This window comes from uncultured Amaricoccus sp. (genome assembly GCF_937891315.1).
GTDB lineage: Bacteria > Pseudomonadota > Alphaproteobacteria > Rhodobacterales > Rhodobacteraceae > Amaricoccus.
Map to the genome: position 1 here is coordinate 1 of NZ_CALAGI010000064.1, position 24,353 is coordinate 24,353.

Sequence of the window (24,353 nt, forward strand, 5' to 3'; positions counted from 1 at the left end):
CGTTCAAGAGCGCGAAGGCGGGCGACGTGCTCTCCCTCGCCGGCGGAAACTATGGAACCGTGACCTTGGCGTCCGGAAAGAGCGGCGTGACGATCAAGTCGGCCAGCGACAGCAGCCAGGCCGTCTTCAAGAATCTGACGGTCAGCAAGGCCACCAACTTCACCATCGACAACGTGAAGTTCGACGGACCCGGCGGCAACGCCTCGGGGGGGCTCGGGTTGAAGATCAACTATTCGACCAACGTAAAGGTCGTTAATTCGGACTTCTTCGACTACAAATTCGGTTCATTCATCTACGAGATCAAGGGTCTTACCGTCTCAAACAACACCTATACGCGGATGTGGGAAGACGCAATGAACTTCACCGATATCCAGGGTGGAGTGATCTCGAACAACATCTATCGCGAGAGCGGGTCCCAGCCGGGCTATTCCCACAAGGACTTCATACAGTTCTGGACAAACGCCGGCTATGATCAGGCGGCCTCCAAGAACATCCAGATCACCGGCAACAAGCTCTATGCCAAGGACGGTCAGACTCACGGCATCTTCGTGATGAACGAATGGCATGGGCAGAAGTATGAAAACATTACCATTGCCAACAACTACCTGCAGTCGTCCCAAACGCACGGCATCACCGTGAACTATGGGAACAACGTCAATATCAACAACAATACCCTGATCAAGGACGGCAAGGGTTATCCGGTGATCAACGTCACGCCGGATTCGACCAACGTGAAGATCACCAACAACACCTCGCCCTCGATCCCCGACCAGGGCAATTCGACCTGGTACGTCGCCAACAACAAGGAGACCGGCGGGACGAACTATCACTATACCAACGGGCTCAGCGGCTCGCCGGTGAAGAACGTCGGGAGCACGGCCGGATCGAGCACCACGGCGGGCAGTTCGTCCGCGTCCCCCGCGGTCGTCGATACGCCGTCGACCCCCAACACGCCCTCGACCGGAGCCTCCTCGTCGGGCAACAACGTGGCGGACGATTTCGTCTTCAAGGGCGCCTCGAGCGCGGGCAAGACCAGCACGCTGTCGATGGTTGATTTCTCGGAGAAGGACGAGATCGTCTTCACAGGCTACGATGCCAATACCTTCAAGGACAAGAACGGCGGCAACGAAGTCTGGCATAGCCTCGACGGAACGTATGTCCGGGCCGACTCGATCGCTGACCTGCAGGAACTCGTGACCTATTCCGAAGCGGTTAAGGCGAAGGTCAGTGGCGACACCCTGACCCTCACCATCGACCAGAAGGCCGGTACCCACACGCTGGTGCTCGCCGGTCTCGGCAGCGAATATCAGGACAGCTTCGACGCGACCCTATTCTGATCTCCCATGGCGAGGCCTCCGCGCGGAGGTCTCGCTGGAAACCTCGCCGGATGTTCCGCGCGCGGAACGTTCGGCCGGCTCGCCCGCCCTAGAGCATTTTCGTTGATCCCCGATTCACGCCGGCATGGAGGCATGCGATTCTGGACCACGAAGCAACGGCGAGGCGGGGCATGAGCGGTGCATATTCGGCGGACCTTCGGGGACGGGTGATCGACGCGGTCGAGGCCGGCGCTTCGGCGCGAGGGGCGGCGGCTCGGTTTGGCGTGGGGATCGCCACGGCGATCGCCTGGGTTCGTCGGTGGCGCGCGACCGGCGAGCGTACGGCACGGCGGCAGGGCAATCCCGGCGGCTCCAAGCTGGACGCGCATGAGGACTAGCTGCTCGGTCTGATCGAAGGGCGGCGCGATATCACGCTGGCGGAGATGCGCGTCCGCCTGATGGAGGAGCGCGGCGTCTCCGCCGGGATCGGCACGCTGTGGCGGTTCTTCGACCTGCGCGGGATCACGGTGAAAAAAAGACGGGCCACGCCAGCGAGCAGGACCGGGCGGACGTCCGCGCGGCGCGCGAGGCCTGGTTCGCGGGCCAGCCGGATCTCGATCCCGAGCGGCTGATCTTCATCGACGAAACCGGGCTGAATACGAAGATGGCGCGGCTGCGCGGACGCTGCCACAAGGGCGAGCGGCTTTTCGCCAGCATTCCCCACGGCCACTGGCGCACGACGACCTTCGTCGCGGGCCCGCGCCTTGGCGGCCTCGACGCACCGATGGTCATCGATGGCCCGATGAACGGCGAAGCCTTCCTGGCCTATGTCGAGCGAGTGCTCGTTCCCACGCTCGCACCGGGGGACGTGGTCGTCATGGACAACCTCGGCTGTCACAGGAACGCCGCCGTCCGCGACGCGATCGAAGCGGTCGGCGCGACGTTGCGCTTCCTTCCGCCCTATTCTCCGGACTTCAATCCCATCGAGAACGCCTTCTCCAAGCTCAAGGCGTTGTTGCGAAAAGCTGCCACACGTACCCGCGACGCTCTCTGGGACGAGGTCGGACAGATCATCGACCAGTTCACCCCGAAGGAGTGCGCCAACTACTTCGCAGCCGCGGGATATGAGCCGGAGTAGATGGAAAATGCTCTAAAACGCGCGCGGGGGCCGAAATTGGGTCAAAGTGACGGCGATTCGGACCCGCCCCGTCAGGAAGCTCCCAGCATCCGCCTGCAATTGAATAGGCGTATTTTCGTAGTAGGTCACAGGCGCCCCGCTCACGCCGATGAAATAGGAGTTTCGCGCCGTGCCAATGCCGGATCCGTACCGATTGTTGGCACCGGCCACGCCGATACGCCATCCCGTCAAGCCTGTGCCGGCGAGACCCTCGACCACACGTCCTGTAACCGCGTGGACCTGCGAATTTCCAGGAATGGTGAAGATGGTGGTATTGCTCGCCCCGGCGCTGACCACGTGATCGAACTCGATCAGCGACCACGAGGAGTTCGCACCGCCCGGCGATGTGACAACAGCATCCGCCACCCATTCCGTGCCATCGAACACGCGTCGTCCGTTCGCCGCCGCGTCCCAGGCGCACCATCCAGCCTTTGGCTTCAGATACAACCAGCCGCCGTTGCTCCAAACCGCGACCTGCTCCGATCGACCGCTCCAAGCTCCGCTTGCTCCCATGGGCACCAAAAAGGCCTCGCCCTCGTTGGCATCCGACGGCGGCGCCTGCGTGGTCGAGGAAAGAACACGAAGCTGAGCCACGGCATCGAGTATTGCCAAGGCTTCGTTTACGGTCACATGCTTCTGGGCCTGCGCCGGGGCGAGGAGTGGCAAGCCAAATTGAGCCGTGCTAGCCATTGAATTCGATCCTTTCATAGCCGCCTGGGCCAAATCGACCGGATACTTGGGCGACTTCGAAAATCGCCACGGACCCGAAATCGTCCGCTTCTTGCGCTGCCTTGGAGTAGGTGAGATTTGGTGCTTCCACAAAATACTCGCGAAGCACGGCGGCGCGCGTGAAAATCCGCACGTGATATCGCTCACTGTCCTCACCGAGCGGAACGTCCACTCCCTGCCAATTGTCTCCGTCAATGCGCGTGCGCCGCGTCCAACTCACGGAGATATCGCCCGACGGAGACCGTACCGCCCGCAAATGCGTGGGCCTGTACGGCCTGAGACCAACTCCGTCGAATGCCAGAACACGATGAACAAAACTCGCGTCGTCGTAAGACTTGCTCGTCGGCCCGATGCGATAGTGTCGCTCTATCCCACGCGCGGACGCCGGCAGATCGATTTGAGCCAGCGCTCGGTCGATCAACACGAAATCGGTACCCGCCGGCCATTCGACCGGAATCTGGCCATCCGTACCGGCTTGCCCACGCAGAAGGCCTGACAGTTTGTATACTTGTGGGGCGACAAGTTCCGCTTTCGTAAACTGGAACACTTCCCAGTCCGAGGAGGAACCATCGCGAAGGGCCGCCACGTTCGCGCCATTCAGAACGCTCGCAGCGCTTCGGCTCTCTAACGCGCCGTAGCGAATACGGACGCGAACGGTAGCGCGCATCCATCGACCAGGAACACCCGCCGGAAGTGCATCAAGGGTTTCCCCCAGAATGGCCGGCCTGGAAAACGTGCGATTTGGCGCATATCCATAGTTGTCTCCGGCCGAGAACACCGCCACCGATCCTGCCCACGGATACTTGAACACAGCCACGTGCGGAGCGTGCGGAACCTCGTCTCCGGTGAGGAGCGGCAGATCGAGGAACTCGGCGTAAACTTCCGATTGCGCCGATATTCTCTTCGACGTTCCAACCACCTCGCCCCTATTGGCAGGTGCCTCATACGTCGCTGGCTCTACGCGCACCGCATTGATCACCCGATGGCCCGCTTCGTCCACACGATCGATCCGATAGAGATCCGATCTCTCATCGGCCAGGATGGCCAAGACGTCGCCCGGCACGAACCGCAGGTCCGAAGGCGGCAATCTGAAAGCGACGGTATCGCGCGCGATCTTGCCTTCAGCAAGCCACCGCGCTGCGATCGCTTCGGCGTCCGCGTTTGAAAGGACCAAGGAGGCACTAGACTGCGCGGTGTTTGGTTCCGTGGGATGCGTATGAACCGCCTCCACCGCGCCGGAACCATAGTCGGCGTCGGCCTCCACAAAGCCAAAGGTCACACGGCTGGGAACGTCCGCCGATGGCGCCCGAACGAACGTCACTACCGGCTCCTCAGCGCAGACCACAAATCTATCTACCCCGCGGTCTGCCACGACCAGGCCATCTCGGGAGGAAAATCCAACGTGCGCACCCACCGGAACGCTATCGAATGCGTAAGCCAGCATGAGTGGTTGAAGGCTTTGCCGCACACTCTCCACGGCCTCGACGACGTAACCGCTCACAGCGCCATACAGTTCCGCCACGTCGATCGTGTCCAGTTCCGCTACGTTGCAAAGCTCGGAGACGACCTCCGCGAGCGGCACCATGGTCATCCGGCCGTTCAGCCAGTGACCGCGCGAATAGTTGTCGCCGTCTGCCCAAGTTTCCATCCGATTTGGAAAATCCGGCCAGGGTCGAGCATCCCATGCCCACACGTGGGCTCGGGTCATGTCCACCATTGGTCCGCCGTACACCGCGGACACGGGATTGTTCTCAGAGCTTCCCCAATGCAGGAACATCGCTTGGAGATACCGGGACTGGATGAAATCATCGCGGGAGCCGTTGGAGTAGTAGGGGAAGAAACTCTCCGACGACTTTGGATCATGGAAGACGTTGGGCTGGTTCGTGCCTTTGTTGACGGCGGGGCACCCCAACTCCGTGAACCAGATTGGCTTGGATTGAGGGCGCCAATGCGTAGTACTGACCTTGACTCCGCCGACGCGGTTTACGTGCTCATTGGACCACCAACTGACCAAGTCCTTGTAACGGAAGGTCCAGTCCTCACCATATGCGCCGTCGATGATGGCACTGCGCGCCTGGACGTCGCGATCGGTGGAGGAGGCATAGTACCAATCATACCCCTCTCCCCCCGCGACGTTGCCGGTCAAGTAGTCGAGATTGTAGATCGATCCCGCAACCGCGTCCGTGTGATTGGACCCGTCACGCCAGTCGGAAATTGGCATGTAGTTGTCGATCCCGATGAAATCGATCGCAGGGTGAGACCAGAGCGGATCAAGATGGAAGGCGACATCCCCCGAACCGTCATTGGGCTGGTGCCCAAAATACTCGGACCAGTCGGCCGCGTATCCGATCTTCGCCGTTGCTCCCAGAACCGAACGTACGTCCGACGCGAGATCGCAAAGTTCGGTTACCGCGGGGTAGCTCCCGCCCTCGCCGCGAATCTGGGAAACGCCGCGCATTTCGGACCCGATGCAGAATGCATCAACTCCGCCGGCAGCCACGCAGAGGTGTGCGTAGTGAAGTATGAAGCGGCGATAGGACCATTCGTCCGCTCCAATATAGGTCACAGAGGCATCATCGGATTGAAAGTCTTCCTGACGCGCGCGACCAAAGAATACCGCGACCTCTTCCGTAGCCTCTGAAGTCTTGTCCGGCGTTCCTGGTAAACTGGGGGCGGAGGATAGTGTGATTCGTCCTCGCCACGGGATATTGGGTTGGTCTTCTGATCCGGTCCAGGGGTCGATCAGGCCATTTTTTTCTTGGATATCCATCAGAATGAAAGGATAGAACACCACCTGCAACCCCATCCCGCGCAGGTGGCGTATCGCTTGGATCACTGCCTCGTCCGACGGCGTCCCACCAAACACTGGGCGCCCGTCGATCTGACTGACTACCTTCGCCGCCGAGCGTGACGTTCCGGACACCTTCCAGTGCATCGGAGTTCCGTCCTGAATCGATTGTTCGACGCCCGGCCGCAATTCGCAACGGTCGCATCGGAGATCATTCCCGAACCAGCTGACAATGAGTGATACGGAACCGACTTTTGGCAGTTCCGCGATCAACTGACCTATCGACGCCTTGAGATCCGTAACCCCTAAATCATTGTGTACGTTCGCGACTTTGCTCTCGCCCTTTCCAAGGTCGAAGCGAACAGGCTCCGTGGCCAAAGCGTATTCGCCGGTGCCCGGAACAAGAGCCACGGCGCGAATGTTCTGCGCGGGGGATCCTGGCACCTCAATCGAACTTCGACGAAACACCTCGAAATTGAACTGCGGAATCCGATTTCCGTAGGGAGACAGGTCCAGATTTTCGAGCACGGCATAGGCCGTTCCACGATAGGCCGGCGCAAAATCATCGCCTTCGATCGCGGAAATCAGCGGGTCGGGGGTTTGCATTTCGCCGCCGTGATGGAGGCGCATCGTCAATGTGGACTGATCAATCGCCAGCCCATCCGCCCAAATGCGACCTACGCGAATGACCTCGCCTTCGCAAAGAGCGATGGCGAGGCTGACGGTGTAGCTGTACTCGCGAACCTTTTGCCCGCCGCCCTTTCCGCCGACATTCTGCGAACTCACATGCTCGAGGAAACGGCTCGACCATATGATCTGGCCCGCGACGCGCATCCGACCAAAGACACGCGGAAGAGCCGCGCCTTCGCTGGAGCCCATGACACGAAACCGATCGACCTTCCCGGTTTCGACAGGTTCGGCACCAAGTCCGAGAAGACGCTGGTCCACGACGGATCCAAGGGTCGCGCCGATCGCCTTACCCAGTGCTAGCGAGGTCAATCCGGCAATTGATCCGCCCATCGCTCCGCCGAGTGCTGAACCGGCGGCGGCCAGTACGAGAGTTGCCATCAGGAGCGCTCCTCAGGAAATCTGAAGACTTCGACAATCCGCCGCGCCCAAGCCGGTGTGAGCGGCGATTCGACGACGCCGTAGCCCGAATAGGCGTGAATCATGGTCGCATGACCTGCTTCGGAGTAGGCGAGAATGCCAACGTGTTTGGCGACTCCCTCGTCCTTCATGCGAAGAATAAGGACGTCACCCCCCTGAGCATTTGGCCGCGCTACCATCAACAAATGCCGCCGAGCGGCGGCCAGGAGATCTTCCCCGCCTCCAAACTCCGCCCAATCAGCCGTATAGGGCGGGATCTCTTGCGGTTCCTCGCCCAAAGTTTCGCGCCAAAGACCGCGAAGCAACCCCAGGCAGTCGGCGCCAGCTCCCCGACAACTCGATTGGTGCCGATACGGCGTGCCAATCCACTGCCGAGCGCGTACGACGATGGCCTCTCCTGCCTCAGTCCTATTGCTGGCTTCCGCCATCGTGGATCGCTCCATCCTTTGGGTAGGCCGTCACCCAATCCTCGCCTGAAATATGAGGAAACCCTCGAAAGTTCAGAAAGTTGTTGAATTTCCCTCGGCACGTGGTGGCGCGTTTGTCGCATCCTGCGAAAATGCGAAAACGTTCTCCGAGCGCGACGCCACGGTAGGGCTGCTGCCACAAGTCCAGCCGTCTGCTCGAGCCGGCGAGATGGTCCGTCTTGATCGCCGCCACCTCGCCGAGATTGTCACCCGACAACCAGACGAGCTTGCCGCCGGCGAACCAGTCGGCTTTGAACTGTCCGAGGCCACTCGCCACCACGCGCGCTCCACCACTGCCTTCCACGACTTCGCCCTCGGCCGAAAACTCCGGCCGCGACAGATCGAGGCCACACTTGGTATCGCCGAGCACACGGTCACATGCTTTCAGGAGACTCCTGCCAACCGGGACGTTCAGGGCCTCGGTGAGGCCCCGCATCTCGACCTCGAAGCGGCCGTCGGAGCGACGAATTTCCCCGAACCAGCCTCGAAATAGCAGAACCCGCAGATCGGGACGCTCCCAATCCACAAGCCACTGCTGAATTTCCGCCCGATCGAACTTCCCCGCCCGGATGTCGTGCTCGGTAACCGCAGCGTCGCTCAGCGCGCCAACCGCTTGAGCATTGTCCACACTCAGGCCCGTCGCCGTCTGAAGCGCGCTGGCGTCCATACCGCTGCTCGCTCGAAATGTGACGCCCTCGAACTTCAGATCCAGATCGTGGTCGGTGAAGCCAAGGACGACCCCGTCCTTTCGTGTCACCCGCCAGCACCGGCACATGCGACTCGCGCCACTGTCGAGTCGGGCCTGAAACTCCGAACCTATCGCTCGCATCAGACTCGAACCTCGACCACCGGGATCGACGGGATTTCGCCCGCCGCGAATCCTGCGAGGCTCGCGCTGATCCGATCCGTATCGAACCGAACCGGCACGTCGAATTCGAACCCGGCTGTGATGTCGGCTCCGGCGGCCGGCGCGGTCCAAAGCTCCACACGCCCGATCACCGGATCCACGGAATACCCAACGCCTGGTTCCAGGACCTGCCCACCGACGGCCACCACGACGCTTCCGGCAACCGGCTTCTTGATCTTCCGCGCGTAGGTCTGCGCTCCCGAACTATAGTCCTTGACCAGATCAAATACGGTCAACGACCCGTCACCGGTGCCGATCCGCTGATCGAGCGAGGACGGTCGCGAGGAGGGAGCGCCAGATTTGAAGTCGGTCCAATCCTTCCAGCGAAAGCCGTAGAGCTGTCCTTGGCGCGCTTCGAAGAACGCCATCACCTCGGCCAGATCGTCGAGCGAGCGTACGCCGAGTCCAGCGTCGTATCGACGGCGAGAGTGCGCCCAGGGCGAATTACGCTCCTCGAACCCGTTGTTGAGCGTGACGATCTCGGTTCGCCGCTCCGGGCCGCCACTCGATCCGACGGATAGGGGCGCGGGGAACCGGACTTCATGAAAGCTCATGGACAGACACTCCCTACATGTTCCGGCGCCCGCGCTGAATCGCGCGGTTCATTTCGGCTGCGACCTGGGTATGCGATCTCTGAAAGCTGACGGCGTCGGGAGACGTGATGTTCATGGTCACGTGGACGCCTCCGCCCGCCCCGCCGGTCCGAACGCCCAGCTTGCCATCCGCTCCGCGCGCGAGCGGCATGATCGCCTCTGGCCCGGCCTCCCCCATCAACCCGGTTCCGCCGCGCATGGGAAACCGCGTAGGAGAGTCGACGATGCCACCGCTGGCGAATGCCGCGACACGTCCTCCACTAAACGCCCCGCCGTCGGCAAAGCCTAGAAGCCCACCGATGATCGACTGAATTCCGGAGTTGACCGCCGTCCCGACCGATTTCTGAACCGGCGCGAGAGCCTGCGAGAGGACCGAACCCGTAATGCTTTTGCCAATGTCTGCCAAGGCGTCCGACAGTTTCTCGCCATCGAAGATCACGCCTTCGAAGGCCTGCCGCAGCGAGGAGGAAACCGATCGCGACATGCTCGTAGCCTCGCGGCCGGCGCCCTTCATGCTCCCTTGCACACTATCGAGCTCACGCCGGAAGGTGCTCGCGACACCCCCGAGTCCGGTAAGGCTACCTTCCAGGTTCAGGAATTCGGCCTCGAGCCCGCCAAGGTCCGCGTCGTAGTCCGCCATGATTATTCCCTTCCTTCGGCCCGCGCGCCTGGATTGTCCGGAAACCGCGCCGCCAGCGCCTCGAGGCCCTCGCGCGACAAAGCGTCCCGGCCGGGGCCGCCGCCGGCCATCAGCATGAGTTCGGCCGGTGTCAGGTTCCAGAATTCGTCGGGCCGCAACCCGAGTTGCACCAGCCCCAGCCGCATGAGCCGGTGCCAGGCGACACGCTTCATGCCTCTTCGTCTTCGTGCGGCAATGTGAAGGTAATCTTGAGAAGCTGCGCCGCGGCCTGCGCCGCCGCGAGCGGGCCACCGTCGATCTGGCTCTTGACCAGATCGTCCTCGCCAATCTTCCAGCCGCCACCATTCAAACCAGCCGTGAGCAGGCCGATCAGATCCCGGACCCGGAAGCCGCCCGTCTCGAACCGCGTGATCATCTCAATCAGTGACTCGCACTTCAATTTGGCCTCGAGTTCAGCCAACGCGCCTAGCGTGAGCCGCATAACCCTCTGCTCGCCGTCGATGGTTAACTCGACCTCACCACGAAATGGATTGGCCATCAGATCGCCTCGAAGCTCACCGCTCCCGCCGAGGCCAGCGACAACTCGTAGGTAGCTTCGCCGTCGTGTTGACCGGAATATTCGATGCTCGTGATCTGGAACGGACCCTCGATAATTCCAAAGTCCGGAATTATCACCTGAAAGGATGGGATCTCCCCGGCGAAGAAAATCGCGCGCGTTCGCTCGTCGGTGGCCGCGTCCCGGAACACACCCGAGCCGGTGATCGCCGCGCTGCGAACGCCCGCGCCTGACAACAACTCACGCCACCGTCCGACGCTCCCGAGACTGGTGACATCGACGGTCTCGGCGTTGAACGTGATCCGCGAGGCGCGCAAACCGGCCACCGTCTCGAAAACGCCCGCGCCCGTCATGTCGAGCTTCACCAACAGGTCCTTGCCTCTCTGGGCCGTCATGTCTTCGTCCTCGCTTCAAAGAAGTTAGTTGCTCTCGTCCACGACGGCACGAAAGAGGAGGGAGATCCGGCGCTTCTCGGGCGCCGCTCCCCGTTCCGCCTTCGCCCGCAGAAATCGCATCGAAACCAGCCGCCCATCCGCCAGCGTCAGAGGCGCGTCCATCAAGGCGGCGCAGACGGCTCCGGCGATCCGCTTCGCCGTGTCGAATCCGTCGCGCGCCGAATGCACCTTCACACTGAAATCATGGATCGCGCCGACGCTGGTCTTGGTATCAAACGGCCGCGTGGCCTCATCTCCCAGAGTGATGTGATCGGGCGCGGCGGCACCCTCGCGCCCCTGAAGGGGCGCATCATAGATCGCACCGCCCACCAGGTTGCCCAGCGCCGCGTCGGCGGCGAGCCGCTGATAGATCGCGGCCTGTAGCCCTGCCGAATATCGGTAGGTCATGGCAGAACGCCCTCCTCGACGTCGATCGCCAGGTAGCGCCCGTACGGGTCGTATTCCGCGACTGCCAGAATGTTGAAGACACGCTCGCCTTCGCGAAACCGCTGTTCAGGCCGCGGTCGGGACGGAGCACCAACGGGCGCGGCCCGAACCAGAATGCGCGACTTCACCCGCGACGTGGGCTGCGCAGCGAGAAGTTCCTCGCGTCCCGACCGCGATCGTACATCGGCCCACAATGTTCCAAGTGCGCGCCAGTCGACCGCGAAGCCGCCGGCGCCATCGGTCAGGCTCTCGCGCGCCTCGAGCACCAGCCGGCGCGACAGCGTCACCTCCGTCACGACACCCCCCCGCCGATCCGCGTCGAGCGGTAGGCCTCGATCAGAACCAGAACCCCGAAGGGGATCATGGTCCCCGAAACCGCGCCCTCGGAGCGATGCTCGTAGAAATGCGCGGCGAGCAGGAAAACCGCCTGCCTGAGATCGGCGGGAACGTCGCTCCAGGCATCACCATAGCCCGCCGTGAAGCGGATTTCCGCATGTCCCGAGCGCGGAATGCGTGGAAGGTTCCGCCCGAACCGGCCAACGAGCCGCGGTCGCTGGCTGTCGCGAAGCACCGACCAGTTCTCCGGCTCGACGACCGTGCCGGAGCCGTCGACCTCCACCAGTGTGACCGCGTCGACCGAGCGGATCGGCCCGATCGGCAAACCCTGGCTCGCGTCCTCGCGCCAGCGGGTCACGCTCCAGGAGAATTCACGGGTGAGCAGCGCGCGACCGATGCGGGCCTCGATCGCCGCCATGGCGGACCTGAGATAAAGCTCCAGAACCGCGTCCTCCGACCCATCGTCGGCGAACCCGCTTCCAAGGCGCAGATGCTCACCGAAGGCGCGCACGGGCACCGCCGCCGCTGGCGGCGCGGCTACTTCCGTCAAGATCATCTGGAACTCCTCAATGCGGGCCTCAGCCCAAAGCGATCCGCATGACGATCGCGCGACGGAGCACGCGATCGTCGTTGGTCCGAACCCGGTTCGACACGATGTAGACGCGTCCCCTCACGCCACCGACCAGCTTCGCCCAGGACCGGAACAGATCGTGGCGCTGCTCCACGATCTCCAAATCGCCGCGATCCTCGTGACAGGGCTGGACGCTCCAGCCGAGATCGGCCGTGATCCGTTCGCCAGGCGCCAGATAGCCATTCTGCCAGTCCATCAGGCAAGTCGCCGCCTGCGCGGTCGATTTCAGGGCGTAACCACTCATCGCTGGCTCCACTCGTCGAGCAAGGAACACACCCCCGCGCCGCCCGAGCGGAGGGAGGAGCAGCGACTGGAGCGCGCGGGGGTGTGCGAGATCCGCCCCGATCGGGATCGGGGCAGATCATTTGCGGTCGCATTGGAAAAGGGTCGGAACCCTCCTCAGCTCGCCGCAAATTTCAGGAGCTTGATCGCCGCGAAGTCGCTGACGTCGCCACCGATGCGCTTGGTCGCATAGAACAGCACATGGGGCTTCGCCGAGAACGGATCGCGCAGGATCCGCAGGTCCGGGCGCTCGGCGACGGTATAGCCCGCGCGGAAATCGCCGAAAGCGATCGCAAAGGCGTCGACCGCGATGTCCGGCATGTCCTCGGAGATCAGTACGGGATACCCCATCAGCCGCGCCGGCTCGGCGGCGGCCAGACCGTCGGACCACAGGAAGCGGCCGTCGGCGTCCTTCATCTTGCGCACGGCGCCGGCGGTCTTCGAATTCATCACAAAGGTCGCATTGGCGCGGTAGCGGGCGCCAAGCGCGTAGACGACATCGACGATCGCGTCGGCCGACTCGCTCGCCAGGAAGTCGCCCGCGACGCCGGTCGGAACATAGCCGAGCGAACCCCATGCCCAGAGATCGGTGTCGACCTTGGGATAGTGGAGAAAGCCGGTCGGCTTGTCGACGCCGTCGCCCTTCACGAAGGCCTCGGCCTCGGCGCGGCTGAACTTGTCGGCGATCCGCTGCGCGAGCCAGCCTTCGACATCGAAGGCGCTGTCATCGAGCAGGCGCTGCGACGCTTTCGGCAGCGCCGAGAGCTCGTGCAGCGGGATCGAGATGCGGTCGACCTGCGGCGTGCCAGTCTCGGAGCGGGCGGCGCTTTCCGTTGCCCAGCCGGCGCCGGTATCCGTATGATCGACCAGCACGTCGAAAGCGCTCGCCTCGACGGTGACGACATTCGAGATCGTCCGGATCGACGCAGACGAGTGGAGGACGCCGACAATCTGCGCGGCGGTCTGCGGATCGACCAGATAGCCGCCATCGGCGGCGACGGCGGTCGAGAACGCCTTTTCCTCAATTGTCAGGTTGCGCAGGCCGTCGTCGTCGCCCGACCGCAGATAGGCCGCGAAGGCCCTCTTGTGCGGGACGTCGACTTCGGCGCCGCGCGCCAGATGCGGGCGGTTCGTCGCGGCGGATTTGCGATCGAGCATGGCCAAACGGGTTTCCTGTTCCTTGAGCTTCGATTTGATCTCGGACTGAAAGGCGTCGAATTCGCCAAGGAACCCGGACAAGGCGGCCTTGACCTCCAAGTGCGGGCTCTGGCCCGGGGCTAGACTCCCCCCCCGGGACTTGCTTTCGGGTGTCTGCATTGGCATGGTTCCTTGATGTTGAAAGCGCGGGCCAGAGCTCACGCCAGCATTTCCCTCGCCGCGCGGAAGGTGTCGGCCAGAGTCTGCGCCAGGTTGTCTTCAGGCTCGGAAGCCTCGGCCTGCGCCCGTGCTTCGGGAAGCATGGGAAAGGTCACCAGCGAGACTTCCCAAAGCTCGATCTCGTGCAGAAGCCGCTGGCCGGTTCCCGCCTTCTCGCTGCGCAGCGTGCGATAGCCGATCGACAGCCCGTCGATCGCCCCCGCCTGCAACAACACATGCGCCTCGCGCGCCACCTGCACCTCGGTCAGGAGCCGCCCCTTGACGAAAAGGCCCCGTGCATCCTCGCGGACCTCTTCCCAGAGCCCGATCGGCTGGGCCGGATTGTGCTGCCACAGCATCTTGACACCACTACCGGCCGCCGCCAGCCGGGCGAGGCTGGCGGCGTAGGCGCCGCGCTGCACCACGTCGCCGCCCTGGTCGGTCGCGCCGAACAGGCTCGCATAGCCCGAGATCTCCGCGCCCTCCTTCAGTGCGAGGTCGCCGTCGAACTTGCGAAACTTGGTTTCAAGCGGGCCGTAGCCCCCAAACGCCTGCATCACTGCCGTTCCCTCAAGAAGTTGCTAGATTGACGAGCCCGTATGCGATGTCGGCGAGGATCAGCGAGGCCGCGCCATAGGCCGCCAGCCAGATACGCTTCTCCAGCCGATCGAGGGTGACCTCGATGTGGACGAGGCGTCGCTCCAGCTGCTGCCACCGCTCCTCGGCGATCCGCTCATTGACCTCGATGCGAGCGGAGGCGACGTCGAAAGGTTCGTAAAGAAAGCGTGATCCGCCGCCGCGAATGACGTTGGCCCGCATCAATCCTCCCGAAGACCCGGAAGGCCGAGCATTCGCCGCTTCTCCGCGTCGCTGAGAAAGCTGGCACCGCTGATCCGGTTCCAGAGTGTCACCCGCTCGTCGGCCAGGGCGGGAACATTGTCCTCGTCGATCTTGATCTGGAACGGTGCGCCGTAGAAGAACGGCAGCCAGCCCGACAAAGCGGCGAGGCTCTTCGCCACCAGCGGCAGGACCGTCAGCCGGAAGAACGCGCGATGCGCCTCCTGATAGTTCGCGTAGGTATTGTCGCCGGGCAGGCCGAGCAGCATCGGCGGCACGCCGAAGCTCAGCGCGATGTCCCGCGCCGCCGCTTGCTTCGTGGTGTGGAACTCCATGTCGCTCGGCGAGAAGCCCATCGGCTTCCAGTCAAGTCCACCCTCCAGAAGCATCGGCCGCCCGGCATTGCGCGCGCCTTGATGATGGCTCTCGAGCTCGTCGATCAGTCGCGCATACTGGTCCGAGGCGAGCGAACCCTGCCCGTCCGCCCCCTTGTAGACGATGGCGCCCGACGGACGCGCGGCGTTGTCGAGCAGCGCCTTCGACCAGGCGCTCGCCGAATTATGCACATCGATCGCACTCGCCGCGGCGTGCAGCGGCGACAGACCGTAGTGATCGTCCACCGGATGGAAGCTCTTCACATGCAGGATCGGCACCCGGTCCTGACGCATGTCGAAGGCGTGCTTCTTCGCACCGACACTGTATTCATAGGCGATCGGCCAGCCGTCCGTGCCCTGCACGACCTTCATCCGGTCCGACCGCAGCGAATAGATCTCGCGTGGCCCGCCGGAGACGTGCTCTCCCGCCGCCTCCAGATAGCCATCTCCACTCAGCAGCAGATGGCCGTAGAAATTCTCAAGCAGCGCGGCTCCGCCCTGCCCCGGATTCGGCGACGCCAGGAGATCGAGCGCCGGATGCGTGTCGAACCGCCGCGTCGCATCCTGGACCACCACCGGAACCGCCGCGGCGGCCTCGGCGATGATCTTCACGCAGCGATAGCCGACCGGATTGTTGAGAAACCCGATCCGCGTCAGCGTCGCGGCGTCGCGCGCGGACCAGGCCACCTTGCCCGCGCCCTGGAACGCGACAAGCGGCGCCGCGGCCGAGGCCTTGGCCTCGGGCGCCGCCGGCTTCGCCATGCGGAAAATCTGCAAGACCATGAAAGCCTGCTCCTGACTATTGATTGTGTCGCCTGGGGTCGCTCAGAGACGGCGGACCCGCGGCGCCCTCCAGCTCGCGGCCGGATCGATCATCAGATCGGTGATCGCCCATACGAGCGCGTCGAGCCGGTCCGGACTGCCCCTCCGCGTATAGCCCCCGATCGTAAGCGCGGTCATCTGATCCTCCAGCGCCTTGAAGACGCCGCGATGGAACACGCGACCCTGCTCGTACAAGGCGGCCACCGGCTCGGCCCGCGCCGCCTTGCCCTTGCTGGCCCGAACCGCCCGGAACGGAACGTTCGGATCGACCTGCCGGATCAGCGTCGCGACCATCTCGCCGCCTTGGTTGACCTCGGCGATCAGGCGATCAGCGCGATGCAGATGGTAAAGCTCGACCGCTCGCTCGGCCCACGCGCGGGGCGAGGCACCGGCGAGGCTGCCATCGGCGATGACCTCGCCGATCCAGTCCCGCGGATCGCCGTTTCGCAGCACACCCGCGACGATGATGCCGCATTCGTCAGCGTCCGATCCGCTCGTCACCGGCGGATCGACCGCCACCACGATCCGGTCATGTTCGAGAATTCGCCCCGCGCGCGCGGCGTCGAGCATCGCCCAGCTCCAGAGCGCGCCTTCGACATCCATCATCATCTCGCCGTCGAGCTCCTGCCGCCCGAGCCGGGAGCCCTCGTACTTTCGGGTGATGGTATCGAGAAACCCCTTGGCGAGGTTCATCGCATTGGCGCTCGTCGGCGCCGAGGTCTTCACCGTGCCGGCGTCGGCGAGGATCGCGCGGAGCAGCGCACTGCTCCGCGGCGTCGTCGTGACCAGCGCCCGGGGATGGGTGCCCAGCCGCAGACCGAATTGCAGCATGTCCCAGGTCTCCTCACCCTTCTTCCATTTCGCAAGTTCGTCGCACCAGGCGCAGTCGAACTGCGGACCGCGCAGCGCCTCGGGATTGCTCGCCGAGAACAGCTGTGCCACCGCCCCGTTGGGCCAGACGATGCGCTTGCGCGTCGACTGCCACTCGGGGCGCCGGTCGGGCGGTGAGGCGGCCATGATACCGGACTCTCCGAACACCATCACCTCGCGCGCCTGATCCACCGTCTCCGCGATCAGGGCGATCCGGGAACACCGCCCCGGATCTCCCGGCCTGGCGCCTTCCACCTGCGCGCGGATCCATTCGGAACCCGCGCGCGTCTTGCCCGCCCCCCGTCCGCCCAGGATCACCCAGGTCGTCCAGTCTCCCGCCGGGGGCAGTTGATGGTCCAATGCCCAATGCTCGAAGAGCCAGGGAAGAGAAGCCAACGCATTCGGTGTCAGCGCGCCCAGAAATTGCTCCAGCTCACCCCGCGGCAGGCCAGACAGCAAGTCTCGCAAGGATCTCGGCCCGAGCCCCATCGAGGTCGAGTTCACCACCCGCCCCGTGGACCCCTGCTCTGCTTCGTTTGACAAGACCAGCCTCGAGTTCGAGAACAGTTTGCAGCGCCCTGTGGTGCGCGCGCAGCGCATCCACGTCCTTCACGCAGTCGGCATCGCCAGTGCCGCTGCTACCCTTGAACCGCGTGATCCGTTCGCGAAGAGCCACGGAAAGATCACGATACAATTCGAGCGTGCGTTCGAGCAGATCGCTCGCCGCCGCCGTACTTTCTGCTGAGATTGTCATGTGACGTTCGCCCTGGCTGCTCCGCCCGGGCAGGGAAAAGAAAAGGCAGGCGGCGTCTTGCGACGCGCCTGCCTACCCATTTCTTCCAGCTTGACACAGGCTATACCCGAAGGCGTACGCTCTGTCAACAGATAAATCTGAGGTTGTACGATCTATTCGGCGGGCGCTTGCTCCGGAGCTGCCCCGGCCTCCTTCGCCGCCTTTTCCTGCAAGGCGCGCTCGGCCTCCAGCCGCCGCCAGGTCACGACGTTTCGATTGTGCTCTTCCAGTGTCCGGGCGAAGGCGTGTCCGCCACTGCCGTCCGCGACGAAATAGAGATAGCCCGACTCAACTGGATGCGCCGCCGCCTCGATCGCCGCCTTGCCGGGATTGGCGATCGGCGTCGGCGGCAGCCCGACGATGGCATAGGTATTGTACGGCGTGATCTTTGCCAGCTCGCTCGCCCGGAGGCCACGCCCGAGCGCCTCCTTGCCGCCTGTGACGCCATAGATCACAGTCGGGTCGGTCTGCAGCTTCATCCCCCGGATCAGACGGTTCACGAACACCGCTGCGACCTCGCCGCGCTCCTCGGCAACGCCGGTCTCCTTCTCGACGATCGAGGCGAGCGTCAGCAGATCCTTCGGCCTCCTCAGCGGCAGGTTCGGCGCCCGAGTCGCCCAGGCTTCAGCCAGTATTTCGTCCTGCTCCGCCCGCATCCGCGCGATCAGCGCGTTCCGGTCATCGCCGCGCTGGAAATCATAGCCGGCCGGCGCCAGCGACCCCTCCGGCGGCAATTCCGCGACCTCGCCGCTCAACTCCTCGCGCCCATTCAGCATCTCGACCACCTGCCAGCTGGTCCAGCCCTCCGGCACGATGATCTGGCGCAGGACATTGCCGCCCTTGTTGAGCAGCGCGAGAATATCCCTCATCGAGGAACCCGCCGCGATCTCGTATTCGCCGAACTTCAGGCCCGCGTCCTGTCCGGTATATTTCGCCGCCACCCGAAACAGCCGCGGGTCGCTGATCGCTCCGCTCTCGGCCAGCTTGGCGCCGACGCTGCTCAGCGCCTCGCCCTTCTCGACCTCTATCCGCAGCGGCGCGTCGAGCGGCCCGGCCGCCTCGTACTCCGCCTTGCCCCACAGGATGATCCCGAGAAACAGCATCAGTCCGATGATCAGGATCGTCAGCGCATTGGCCGCGAAATGGCGCATCATGGGCCGGCGTCACTCCACCCGGCGCAGGACCAGCGACGCGTTGGTGCCGCCGAACCCGAATGAATTGGACAGCGCCACCGAGATCGGCCGCTTCACCGCCACGAGCGGAGCGAGGTCGATCGGCGTCTCCACTGACGGGTCCTCGAGATTCAGCGTCGGCGGCGCGATCTGGTCGCGCAGCGCCAACACACAAAAGATCGCCTCCACCGCGCCGGCCGCGCCGAGCAGATGCCCGATCGCCGATTTGGTCGAGGACATGGTGACGCCCGCCGCCGCGTCGCCGAGCAGCCGCGTTACCGCGCCGAGCTCGATCTCGTCGCCGACCTGGGTCGAGGTGCCGTGCGCGTTCACATAGTCGATGTCGCCGGCGGTGATGCCCGCGTCGCGCAGCGCCGACGACATGGCGCGAAAGCCTCCGTCCCCATCGGGCGCCGGCGAAGTGATATGGTAGGCGTCGCCCGACAGGCCATAGCCGATCACCTCGGCATAAATCTTCGCGCCGCGCGCCCTGGCGTGCTCATACTCCTCCAGCACCACCACCCCGGCGCCCTCGCCCATGACGAAGCCATCGCGCTCCTTGTCATAGGGCCGGCTCGCCTTCTCGGGCGCGTCGTTGAACCCCGTCGACAGCGCCTTGCAGGCATTGAACCCCGCGATCCCCAGCGCGCAGACCGCCGCCTCGGCGCCACCCGCGACCATCACATCCGCGTCGCCGTACTTGATCAGCCGCGCCCCGTCGCCGATCGCATGCGCGCCGGTCGAGCAGGCCGTCACCACGGAATGGTTGGGTCCCTTGAAACCATACCGGATCGAAACGTGCCCCGAGCAGAGATTGATGAGGCTGCCGGGAATGAAGAATGGCGAGATCCGCCGCGGCCCCTTTTCCTTCAGGATGATCGAGGTGTCCGCGATGGTGCTGAGCCCGCCGATCCCGGAACCGATGATGACCCCGGTCCGCTCGCGCTCGCCCTCGTCCTCTGGCGTCCAGCCCGCGTCCTCGATCGCCTGCTGCGCGGCCGCCATCGCGTAGAGAATGAAGGTATCGACCTTGCGCTGCTCCTTCGGCGCCATCCAGTCGTCGGGATTGAACGTCCCGTCCGACCCGTCACCGTAGGGCACCTCGCACGCGATGTCGGTGGCAAGGTCGCTGGCGTCGAACCGCGTGATCTTGCCCGCGCCGGATTTGCCTTCGATCAGCCGCGACCAGCTCGCTTCGACCCCGCAGGCCAGCGGCGTCACAAGCCCCAGCCCAGTAATGACCACCCGCCGCATCGCTTTGGCATCCATCCCGGTTTTCGCTCGCCCCCCCTTTACCGCGAAAGCCGACAGCCGAACAAGCGGCGATCGAAACTCTACCGATCACCCGCGCCGCGAGCCGCCGGCCGCATCGGCGAAGCCATGCAACATTCTGATCCACAAGGACTTCGCGCCGGCGCGTCGAACAGGCCGACGCGCGACCTCACCGGAGATGCCGCGCGCAAAAGCAAGGGCGGCGCCCGGTGCCCCGGACGCCGCCCCGTTGCCGAATGTGTCGGTTCAGGAATTCGCCGTGATGAACTTCACCGCGTCGCCGTAGGTCTGGATCGTCTCGGCCGCGTCGTCGGGGATCTCGATCCCGAATTCTTCCTCGAACGCCATCACCAGCTCGACCGTGTCGAGGCTGTCCGCGCCGAGATCGTCGATGAACGAAGCGTTGTCCGTCACCTTGGACTCATCGACGCTCAGATGTTCGACCACGATCTTTTTGACGCGTTCCGCGATATCGCTCATTGTCTCGTCCTCTTTTGGTCCGGTCCCTCAGGGGGCACCCAAACTCTTGGAATTCCTGCCTGGCCATGACGGCCGTGGCCTCTGCTACCCCTTACGGCCCGGACCAAACAAGCGGTCCCGGATACGCTAGTCGCGCGCTATAGCATAACCCAAGCCCATGGCAAATGTTAATGCAAGCGCCCGGATCCGCCGTCAGATCATCGCCATTCCGCCGTTGATATGCAGTGTCTGGCCCGTGATATAAGCTGCTTCGGCGGAGGCGAGATAGACCACCGCCGCGGCGATTTCATCCGCCGTTCCCATCCGTCCCGCCGGAATTCCGCCGAGCAGACGGGCCTTCTGATCGTCGGTCAGCGCCTCGGTCATCGCCGTTTCGATAAAGCCCGGCGCGACGCAGTTGACCGTGATCCCCCGGCTCGCCACCTCGGCGGCGAGGCTCTTCGACATGCCGATCACCGCCGCCTTGCTGGCCGCGTAGTTCGCCTGCCCGGGATTCCCGGTCACCCCGACGATCGAGCTGATATTGATGATCCGCCCCCAGCGCGCCTTCATCATGCCACGCAGCGCGCCCCGCGACAGCCGCATGACGCTCGTCAGATTGACCTCGAGCACCGTCGCCCAATCGGCGTCCGACATCCGCATCATCAACTGGTCCCGCGTCACGCCGGCGTTGTTGACGAGCACGTCGAGCGCGCCCATCGCCTCGATCGCCCGCTTCGGCAAGGCCTCGACCGCCACCGCGTCCGAAAGGTCGCAGGGCAACACATGCGCGCCCTCGCCCAACTCCGCCGCCAGCGCCTCCAGCGGTCCGGTGCGCGTTCCCGACAGCGCCACGATCGCCCCGCGCGCCCGCAGCGCGCGCGCGACCGCCCCGCCAATCCCGCCCGACGCCCCGGTTACCAGCGCCGCCTTGCCTGTGAGGTCGAACATGTCCGCCCTTTCCCGTGGCCGCCCGTCCGCCCAGCGGCTCGTGGCGGTCTCTCGCCCTATCCGATGTGGTCTTTTGTGGCAACCGCCAGTTAACCGCCGGCCACTATGGCTTGTGCGACAGGACGGGGGGCGTGACAATGATATGGGACGAAGGATGGCTTCCGGCGTCGTGGACAGCGGACCTCGCCGACCATTTGAACGCGATCGCCCTTATCGTCGCCACATGTCTCCTCGCCGCCGCCTTTGGCGCTCGAATGTTTCGGGGTCGCCGCCGCGGACGGCGACCGGGCTGGACCGCCCTGCCGGGCGCGACGCTTCAGGACATACACGATCTTCGCGACCCGCTCCGGCAGATGGACGCGATCGCCCAAAGCGCGTTCGAGTGCGTTCCCTTGCTCAACAGGGAAGAGGCGCGGCTTCTTCCAATTCTCGAAGCGGCCGTCCGAGAGGTCGGCGACGGGCACCGCCTCATGGCTCAGACCAGCCTTGGGGAACTCATTCGTCCCAGTCCGAATCTGGGTACGACCGAGACCCGCCGTCGCGCATTCGCCTCGATAAACTCGAAGCGCCTCGATTTCGCCGTGATCAGCCGGCACGGCTATCTGGTCCTCGCAATCGAATATCACGGCAGCGGCCACTACCATAAGCAGAGTTTCATCCGCGACGCGGTCAAGCGCGAAGCGCTGCGCAAGGCCGGAGTTCCGACCATCGAGGTCCCGGAGCGCTTCAAATCCGCCGACCTCCGGGCTGACCTGCTCGGCATTCTAGGAAAAGCCGAGCTGGCCCGGAGCGGAACCTAGGTTCTCAGCGCCTCGACATCGGCCGGGGCGCCGACGGCGCGGACGGCGACCTCCCTGTCGATCCGCCGGATCATGCCGCTCAGCGCCTTGCCGGCGCCGATCTCGATCATCTCGGTCACACCCTGCCCGGCCATCCAGAGCACGCTCTCGCGCCAGCGCACCCGCCCGGTCACCTGCTCGACCAGCAGGCGCCGGATCTCCTCGGGGTCGCTGACCGCGCTGGCGGCGACGTTCGCCACCAGCGGGACGGCCGGCGTCGCCAGCGCCACCCCGGCCAGCGCCACCTCCATCGCCTCGGCGGCCGGTGCCATCATCGCGCAATGGAACGGCGCGCTGACCGGCAGCAGCATCGCCCGCTTGGCGCCACGCGCGCGGGCGATCTCGACCGCGCGCTCGACCGCCGCCTTGCCGCCCGACACCACAACCTGCGCCGGATCGTTGTCATTCGCCGCCGCGCAAACCTCGTCGCCCGCCGCCTCGGCCGCGACCTCCTCGACCGCCGCGAGATCAAGCCCGAGGATCGCCGCCATCGCGCCCATTCCCACCGGAACCGCCTCCTGCATCGCCCGCCCCCGCAGCCGCAGCAGCCGCGCCGTGTCGCCGAGCGCCAGCGCCCCGGCCGCGCAGAGCGCCGAATATTCCCCGAGAGAATGGCCAGCGACGAAATCCGCCTTCTCGATGCCGAAGCCCTCGGCCTCCATCGCCCGGAAAGCCGCGAGGCTCGCCGCCATCAGCGCGGGCTGCGCATTCGCCGTCAGGGTCAGCTCCGCGATGTCGCCCTGCCAGATCAGCCTCGACAGCTCCTCGCCGAGGCTGTCATCGACTTCCTCGAACACGGCCCGCGCCGCTGGATAGGCCTCCGCGAGATCGCGCCCCATGCCGATCACCTGCGCTCCCTGTCCGGGGAAGACGAACGCGCGCTTCATCCCTATGATCCTTCTTCTTTGATTGCCCCTGACTAGCGGCTCACCCCCGGCGCCGTCCAGCCCCGCCGCCGCCCCATCCGCCGCGTGGCCGGACGCCCTGGCGGATTCGGCCGCCCTTGCAATTCGGGCGGTCGTCTATATAAGGCCGCATCCCTCCAAGGATATGCATCGCGCGGCCTCTCGTATGGACCCGGAGGGATTGGGGTTCCATTTTGAAACGCGCCAGACAGACGGGTGACAGATGGCTCTCTACGAGCATGTCTTTATCGCGCGCCAGGATCTTTCCAACGCGCAGGCCGAAGGCCTCATCGAACATTTCGGTCAGGTGCTGAAGGACAACGGCGGCGACGTCGTCGGCTCCGAATACTGGGGCCTGAAGACCATGGCCTACAAGATCAACAAGAACCGCAAGGGCCACTACGCCTTCGTGAAGTCCGACGCGCCCAGCGCGGCGGTTCAGGAGATGGAGCGCCTGATGCGCATCCACGAGGACGTCATGCGGGTGCTGACCGTCAAGGTCGACGCGCACGAGGAAGGCCCCTCGGCCGTGGTGCAGTCCAAGAACCAGCGCGACGAGCGTGGCGACCGCGGCGATCGCGGTCCGCGCCGCCCGCGCCGCGAAGACGAGAACTGAGGGACAAGCCATGGCAAACAAACCGTTCTTCCGCCGTCGCAAGTCCTGCCCCTTCTCGGGCCAGAACGCGCCCCGCATCGACTACAAGGACGTGAAGCTCCTGCAGCGCTACATCTCGGAGCGCGGCAAGATCGTGCCGAGCCGCATCACCGCGGTCTCGTCCAAGAAGCAGCGCGAGCTCGCGCGGGCGATCAAGCGCGCCCGCTTTGTCGCGCTCCTGCCCTACGCCGTGAAGTAAGGAGGCACCGATGGAAGTCGTACTTCTCGAACGCGTCGCCAAGCTCGGCCAGATGGGCGAGGTGGTGAGTGTCAAGCAGGGCTATGCCCGCAACTTCCTGCTGCCCCAGGGCAAGGCGCTCCGCGCGACCGCGGCCAACCTCAAGCGGTTCGAAACCGAGCGCGTTCAGCTCGAGGCGCGCAACCTCGAGCTGAAGGCCGAGGCCGCGAAAGTCGCCGCCAAGCTCGACGGCCAGACCTTCGTGGTGATTCGCTCCGCCGCGGACGGCGGCGCGCTCTATGGCTCGGTGAATACGCGCGACGCCGCCGACGCGGCGACCGAGGCCGGTTTCTCGGTCGACCGTCGCCAGATCGTCATGAACCAGCCGATCAAGGAACTGGGCCTGCACCCGAGATCGGAAGAGCGTCGTGTAGGGAAAGAGTGTCTTCGCCTGTGTAGA

At 64.5% G+C, this 24,353-nt stretch carries 28 protein-coding genes and 1 pseudogene; 5 read left to right on the plus strand and 24 right to left on the minus strand.

Features of this window, described 5'->3' with window-relative positions; translation table 11 throughout:
• Together Q0480_RS05630 and Q0480_RS05635 are read left to right on the plus strand one after the other, a co-directional pair.
• Positions 1–1,337: right-handed parallel beta-helix repeat-containing protein (locus tag Q0480_RS05630; RefSeq protein ID WP_299131406.1), on the plus strand; the 1,337-nt coding region annotated here is incomplete at its 5' end.
• 170 nt (positions 1,338–1,507) lie between these two features.
• Positions 1,508–2,454: pseudogene (locus Q0480_RS05635) on the plus strand (IS630 family transposase).
• A 12-nt stretch (positions 2,455–2,466) separates the two neighbouring features.
• Here the strand turns inward: Q0480_RS05635 and Q0480_RS05640 are convergent.
• The 23 genes from Q0480_RS05640 to fabG all read right to left on the minus strand — a co-directional run bounded on the left by Q0480_RS05640 (position 2,467) and on the right by fabG (position 21,316).
• Positions 2,467–3,183 (minus strand): DUF2793 domain-containing protein, encoded by a 717-nt coding sequence (locus tag Q0480_RS05640; protein WP_299131407.1) that lies wholly within the window; start codon positions 3,181–3,183, stop codon positions 2,467–2,469.
• Positions 3,176–7,078, minus strand: a complete 3,903-nt coding sequence (locus Q0480_RS05645; protein WP_299131408.1) for a glycoside hydrolase/phage tail family protein — start codon at positions 7,076–7,078, stop codon at positions 3,176–3,178. The genes Q0480_RS05640 and Q0480_RS05645 overlap by 8 nt, the downstream gene beginning before the upstream one ends.
• Positions 7,078–7,545 (minus strand): NlpC/P60 family protein, encoded by a 468-nt coding sequence (locus Q0480_RS05650; RefSeq protein ID WP_299131409.1) that lies wholly within the window; start codon positions 7,543–7,545, stop codon positions 7,078–7,080. Before Q0480_RS05650 ends, Q0480_RS05645 begins: the two co-directional genes overlap by 1 nt.
• Entirely contained in the window at positions 7,526–8,413 is an 888-nt protein-coding gene (locus Q0480_RS05655; RefSeq protein WP_366940823.1) for a DUF2163 domain-containing protein, read from the minus strand. The genes Q0480_RS05650 and Q0480_RS05655 overlap by 20 nt, the downstream gene beginning before the upstream one ends.
• Complete coding sequence (locus Q0480_RS05660) at positions 8,413–9,045, minus strand: DUF2460 domain-containing protein (RefSeq protein WP_299131410.1); 633 nt, start codon at positions 9,043–9,045, stop codon at positions 8,413–8,415. Before Q0480_RS05660 ends, Q0480_RS05655 begins: the two co-directional genes overlap by 1 nt.
• Positions 9,046–9,058: 13 nt before the next feature.
• Complete coding sequence (locus tag Q0480_RS05665) at positions 9,059–9,724, minus strand: phage tail tape measure protein (protein WP_299131411.1); 666 nt, start codon at positions 9,722–9,724, stop codon at positions 9,059–9,061.
• 2 nt (positions 9,725–9,726) lie between these two features.
• Complete coding sequence (locus Q0480_RS05670) at positions 9,727–9,936, minus strand: rcc01693 family protein (RefSeq protein WP_299131412.1); 210 nt, start codon at positions 9,934–9,936, stop codon at positions 9,727–9,729.
• Entirely contained in the window at positions 9,933–10,262 is a 330-nt protein-coding gene (locus tag Q0480_RS05675; protein WP_299131413.1) for a gene transfer agent family protein, read from the minus strand. The genes Q0480_RS05670 and Q0480_RS05675 overlap by 4 nt, the downstream gene beginning before the upstream one ends.
• Complete coding sequence (locus tag Q0480_RS05680; RefSeq protein WP_299131415.1) at positions 10,262–10,675, minus strand: phage major tail protein, TP901-1 family; 414 nt, start codon at positions 10,673–10,675, stop codon at positions 10,262–10,264. The genes Q0480_RS05675 and Q0480_RS05680 overlap by 1 nt, the downstream gene beginning before the upstream one ends.
• A 24-nt stretch (positions 10,676–10,699) precedes the next feature.
• Positions 10,700–11,122 carry a DUF3168 domain-containing protein gene (locus Q0480_RS05685; RefSeq protein ID WP_299131416.1) on the minus strand — a complete coding sequence of 141 codons (423 nt, stop codon included), beginning with the start codon at positions 11,120–11,122 and terminating at the stop codon, positions 10,700–10,702.
• Positions 11,119–11,457, minus strand: a complete 339-nt coding sequence (locus Q0480_RS05690) for a head-tail adaptor protein (protein ID WP_299131417.1) — start codon at positions 11,455–11,457, stop codon at positions 11,119–11,121. The genes Q0480_RS05685 and Q0480_RS05690 overlap by 4 nt, the downstream gene beginning before the upstream one ends.
• On the minus strand, positions 11,454–12,053 hold the full coding sequence (locus tag Q0480_RS05695) for a head-tail connector protein (RefSeq protein WP_299131418.1): 600 nt from the start codon (positions 12,051–12,053) through the stop codon (positions 11,454–11,456). Before Q0480_RS05695 ends, Q0480_RS05690 begins: the two co-directional genes overlap by 4 nt.
• 22 nt (positions 12,054–12,075) lie before the next feature.
• Positions 12,076–12,372: a hypothetical protein gene (locus Q0480_RS05700; RefSeq protein ID WP_299131419.1), complete on the minus strand. Its 297-nt coding sequence runs from the start codon at positions 12,370–12,372 to the stop codon at positions 12,076–12,078.
• A gap of 155 nt (positions 12,373–12,527) precedes the next feature.
• Positions 12,528–13,727 carry a phage major capsid protein gene (locus Q0480_RS05705; protein ID WP_299131420.1) on the minus strand — a complete coding sequence of 400 codons (1,200 nt, stop codon included), beginning with the start codon at positions 13,725–13,727 and terminating at the stop codon, positions 12,528–12,530.
• A gap of 38 nt (positions 13,728–13,765) precedes the next feature.
• Positions 13,766–14,323 (minus strand): HK97 family phage prohead protease, encoded by a 558-nt coding sequence (locus Q0480_RS05710; RefSeq protein ID WP_299131421.1) that lies wholly within the window; start codon positions 14,321–14,323, stop codon positions 13,766–13,768.
• A 13-nt stretch (positions 14,324–14,336) separates the two neighbouring features.
• The gene (locus Q0480_RS05715) at positions 14,337–14,585 is read right to left on the minus strand and encodes a hypothetical protein (protein ID WP_299131422.1); all 249 of its coding nucleotides are present in this window, start codon (positions 14,583–14,585) and stop codon (positions 14,337–14,339) included.
• Entirely contained in the window at positions 14,585–15,760 is a 1,176-nt protein-coding gene (locus Q0480_RS05720) for a phage portal protein (RefSeq protein ID WP_299131423.1), read from the minus strand. The genes Q0480_RS05715 and Q0480_RS05720 overlap by 1 nt, the downstream gene beginning before the upstream one ends.
• A 42-nt stretch (positions 15,761–15,802) precedes the next feature.
• Complete coding sequence (locus tag Q0480_RS05725) at positions 15,803–17,101, minus strand: terminase family protein (RefSeq protein WP_350460863.1); 1,299 nt, start codon at positions 17,099–17,101, stop codon at positions 15,803–15,805.
• Position 17,102: 1 nt separating this feature from the next.
• On the minus strand, positions 17,103–17,423 hold the full coding sequence (locus Q0480_RS05730; RefSeq protein WP_299131434.1) for a hypothetical protein: 321 nt from the start codon (positions 17,421–17,423) through the stop codon (positions 17,103–17,105).
• 152 nt (positions 17,424–17,575) lie between these two features.
• Positions 17,576–18,616 (minus strand): endolytic transglycosylase MltG, encoded by a 1,041-nt coding sequence (gene mltG, locus Q0480_RS05735; RefSeq protein ID WP_299131424.1) that lies wholly within the window; start codon positions 18,614–18,616, stop codon positions 17,576–17,578.
• Positions 18,617–18,625: 9 nt separating this feature from the next.
• Complete coding sequence (gene fabF, locus Q0480_RS05740; RefSeq protein WP_299131433.1) at positions 18,626–19,888, minus strand: beta-ketoacyl-ACP synthase II; 1,263 nt, start codon at positions 19,886–19,888, stop codon at positions 18,626–18,628.
• Between the two features lie 264 nt (positions 19,889–20,152).
• Entirely contained in the window at positions 20,153–20,386 is a 234-nt protein-coding gene (locus Q0480_RS05745) for an acyl carrier protein (protein WP_140454148.1), read from the minus strand.
• Between the two features lie 192 nt (positions 20,387–20,578).
• Positions 20,579–21,316 carry a 3-oxoacyl-[acyl-carrier-protein] reductase gene (gene fabG, locus Q0480_RS05750; RefSeq protein WP_299131425.1) on the minus strand — a complete coding sequence of 246 codons (738 nt, stop codon included), beginning with the start codon at positions 21,314–21,316 and terminating at the stop codon, positions 20,579–20,581.
• Positions 21,317–21,453: 137 nt separating this feature from the next.
• Between fabG and Q0480_RS05755 the strand changes: the two genes are divergently transcribed.
• Complete coding sequence (locus Q0480_RS05755; protein WP_299131426.1) at positions 21,454–22,116, plus strand: DUF2726 domain-containing protein; 663 nt, start codon at positions 21,454–21,456, stop codon at positions 22,114–22,116.
• Here the strand turns inward: Q0480_RS05755 and fabD are convergent.
• Positions 22,113–23,042: an ACP S-malonyltransferase gene (fabD, locus tag Q0480_RS05760; protein WP_299131427.1), complete on the minus strand. Its 930-nt coding sequence runs from the start codon at positions 23,040–23,042 to the stop codon at positions 22,113–22,115. The two genes, Q0480_RS05755 and fabD, sit on opposite strands and share 4 nt — an antisense overlap.
• A gap of 241 nt (positions 23,043–23,283) precedes the next feature.
• Here fabD and rpsF point away from each other — a divergent pair, with 241 nt between their 5' ends.
• Together rpsF and rpsR are read left to right on the plus strand one after the other, a co-directional pair.
• A complete protein-coding gene (rpsF, locus tag Q0480_RS05765; RefSeq protein ID WP_299131428.1) occupies positions 23,284–23,676 on the plus strand; it encodes a 30S ribosomal protein S6 in 393 nt (130 codons plus the stop codon).
• Between the two features lie 10 nt (positions 23,677–23,686).
• Positions 23,687–23,914, plus strand: coding sequence for a 30S ribosomal protein S18 (rpsR, locus tag Q0480_RS05770; protein WP_299131429.1), 228 nt, complete (start codon positions 23,687–23,689; stop codon positions 23,912–23,914).
• Positions 23,915–24,353 lie beyond the last annotated feature (439 nt).

What these genes read in the sequence shown, in the direction of transcription:
- Q0480_RS05715 (WP_299131422.1), bottom strand. Translation starts at nt 14,585, where the DNA reads ATGCGGGCCAACGTCATTCGCGGCGGCGGATCACGCTTTCTTTACGAA.
- Q0480_RS05650 (WP_299131409.1), bottom strand. Translation starts at nt 7,545, where the DNA reads ATGGCGGAAGCCAGCAATAGGACTGAGGCAGGAGAGGCCATCGTCGTA.
- Q0480_RS05645 (WP_299131408.1), bottom strand. Translation starts at nt 7,078, where the DNA reads ATGGCAACTCTCGTACTGGCCGCCGCCGGTTCAGCACTCGGCGGAGCG.
- fabF (WP_299131433.1), bottom strand. Translation starts at nt 19,888, where the DNA reads ATGCGGCGGGTGGTCATTACTGGGCTGGGGCTTGTGACGCCGCTGGCC.
- Q0480_RS05665 (WP_299131411.1), bottom strand. Translation starts at nt 9,724, where the DNA reads ATGGCGGACTACGACGCGGACCTTGGCGGGCTCGAGGCCGAATTCCTG.
- Q0480_RS05710 (WP_299131421.1), bottom strand. Translation starts at nt 14,323, where the DNA reads ATGCAGGCGTTTGGGGGCTACGGCCCGCTTGAAACCAAGTTTCGCAAG.
- Q0480_RS05695 (WP_299131418.1), bottom strand. Translation starts at nt 12,053, where the DNA reads ATGATCTTGACGGAAGTAGCCGCGCCGCCAGCGGCGGCGGTGCCCGTG.
- Q0480_RS05700 (WP_299131419.1), bottom strand. Translation starts at nt 12,372, where the DNA reads ATGAGTGGTTACGCCCTGAAATCGACCGCGCAGGCGGCGACTTGCCTG.
- fabD (WP_299131427.1), bottom strand. Translation starts at nt 23,042, where the DNA reads ATGAAGCGCGCGTTCGTCTTCCCCGGACAGGGAGCGCAGGTGATCGGC.
- fabG (WP_299131425.1), bottom strand. Translation starts at nt 21,316, where the DNA reads ATGTTCGACCTCACAGGCAAGGCGGCGCTGGTAACCGGGGCGTCGGGC.
- Q0480_RS05685 (WP_299131416.1), bottom strand. Translation starts at nt 11,122, where the DNA reads ATGACCTACCGATATTCGGCAGGGCTACAGGCCGCGATCTATCAGCGG.
- Q0480_RS05720 (WP_299131423.1), bottom strand. Translation starts at nt 15,760, where the DNA reads ATGGTCTTGCAGATTTTCCGCATGGCGAAGCCGGCGGCGCCCGAGGCC.
- Q0480_RS05680 (WP_299131415.1), bottom strand. Translation starts at nt 10,675, where the DNA reads ATGACGGCCCAGAGAGGCAAGGACCTGTTGGTGAAGCTCGACATGACG.
- Q0480_RS05705 (WP_299131420.1), bottom strand. Translation starts at nt 13,727, where the DNA reads ATGCAGACACCCGAAAGCAAGTCCCGGGGGGGGAGTCTAGCCCCGGGC.
- Q0480_RS05660 (WP_299131410.1), bottom strand. Translation starts at nt 9,045, where the DNA reads ATGAGCTTTCATGAAGTCCGGTTCCCCGCGCCCCTATCCGTCGGATCG.
- rpsR (WP_299131429.1), top strand. Translation starts at nt 23,687, where the DNA reads ATGGCAAACAAACCGTTCTTCCGCCGTCGCAAGTCCTGCCCCTTCTCG.
- Q0480_RS05755 (WP_299131426.1), top strand. Translation starts at nt 21,454, where the DNA reads ATGATATGGGACGAAGGATGGCTTCCGGCGTCGTGGACAGCGGACCTC.
- Q0480_RS05655 (WP_366940823.1), bottom strand. Translation starts at nt 8,413, where the DNA reads ATGCGAGCGATAGGTTCGGAGTTTCAGGCCCGACTCGACAGTGGCGCG.
- Q0480_RS05675 (WP_299131413.1), bottom strand. Translation starts at nt 10,262, where the DNA reads ATGGCCAATCCATTTCGTGGTGAGGTCGAGTTAACCATCGACGGCGAG.
- Q0480_RS05640 (WP_299131407.1), bottom strand. Translation starts at nt 3,183, where the DNA reads ATGGCTAGCACGGCTCAATTTGGCTTGCCACTCCTCGCCCCGGCGCAG.
- rpsF (WP_299131428.1), top strand. Translation starts at nt 23,284, where the DNA reads ATGGCTCTCTACGAGCATGTCTTTATCGCGCGCCAGGATCTTTCCAAC.
- Q0480_RS05670 (WP_299131412.1), bottom strand. Translation starts at nt 9,936, where the DNA reads ATGAAGCGTGTCGCCTGGCACCGGCTCATGCGGCTGGGGCTGGTGCAA.
- mltG (WP_299131424.1), bottom strand. Translation starts at nt 18,616, where the DNA reads ATGATGCGCCATTTCGCGGCCAATGCGCTGACGATCCTGATCATCGGA.
- Q0480_RS05730 (WP_299131434.1), bottom strand. Translation starts at nt 17,423, where the DNA reads ATGACAATCTCAGCAGAAAGTACGGCGGCGGCGAGCGATCTGCTCGAA.
- Q0480_RS05745 (WP_140454148.1), bottom strand. Translation starts at nt 20,386, where the DNA reads ATGAGCGATATCGCGGAACGCGTCAAAAAGATCGTGGTCGAACATCTG.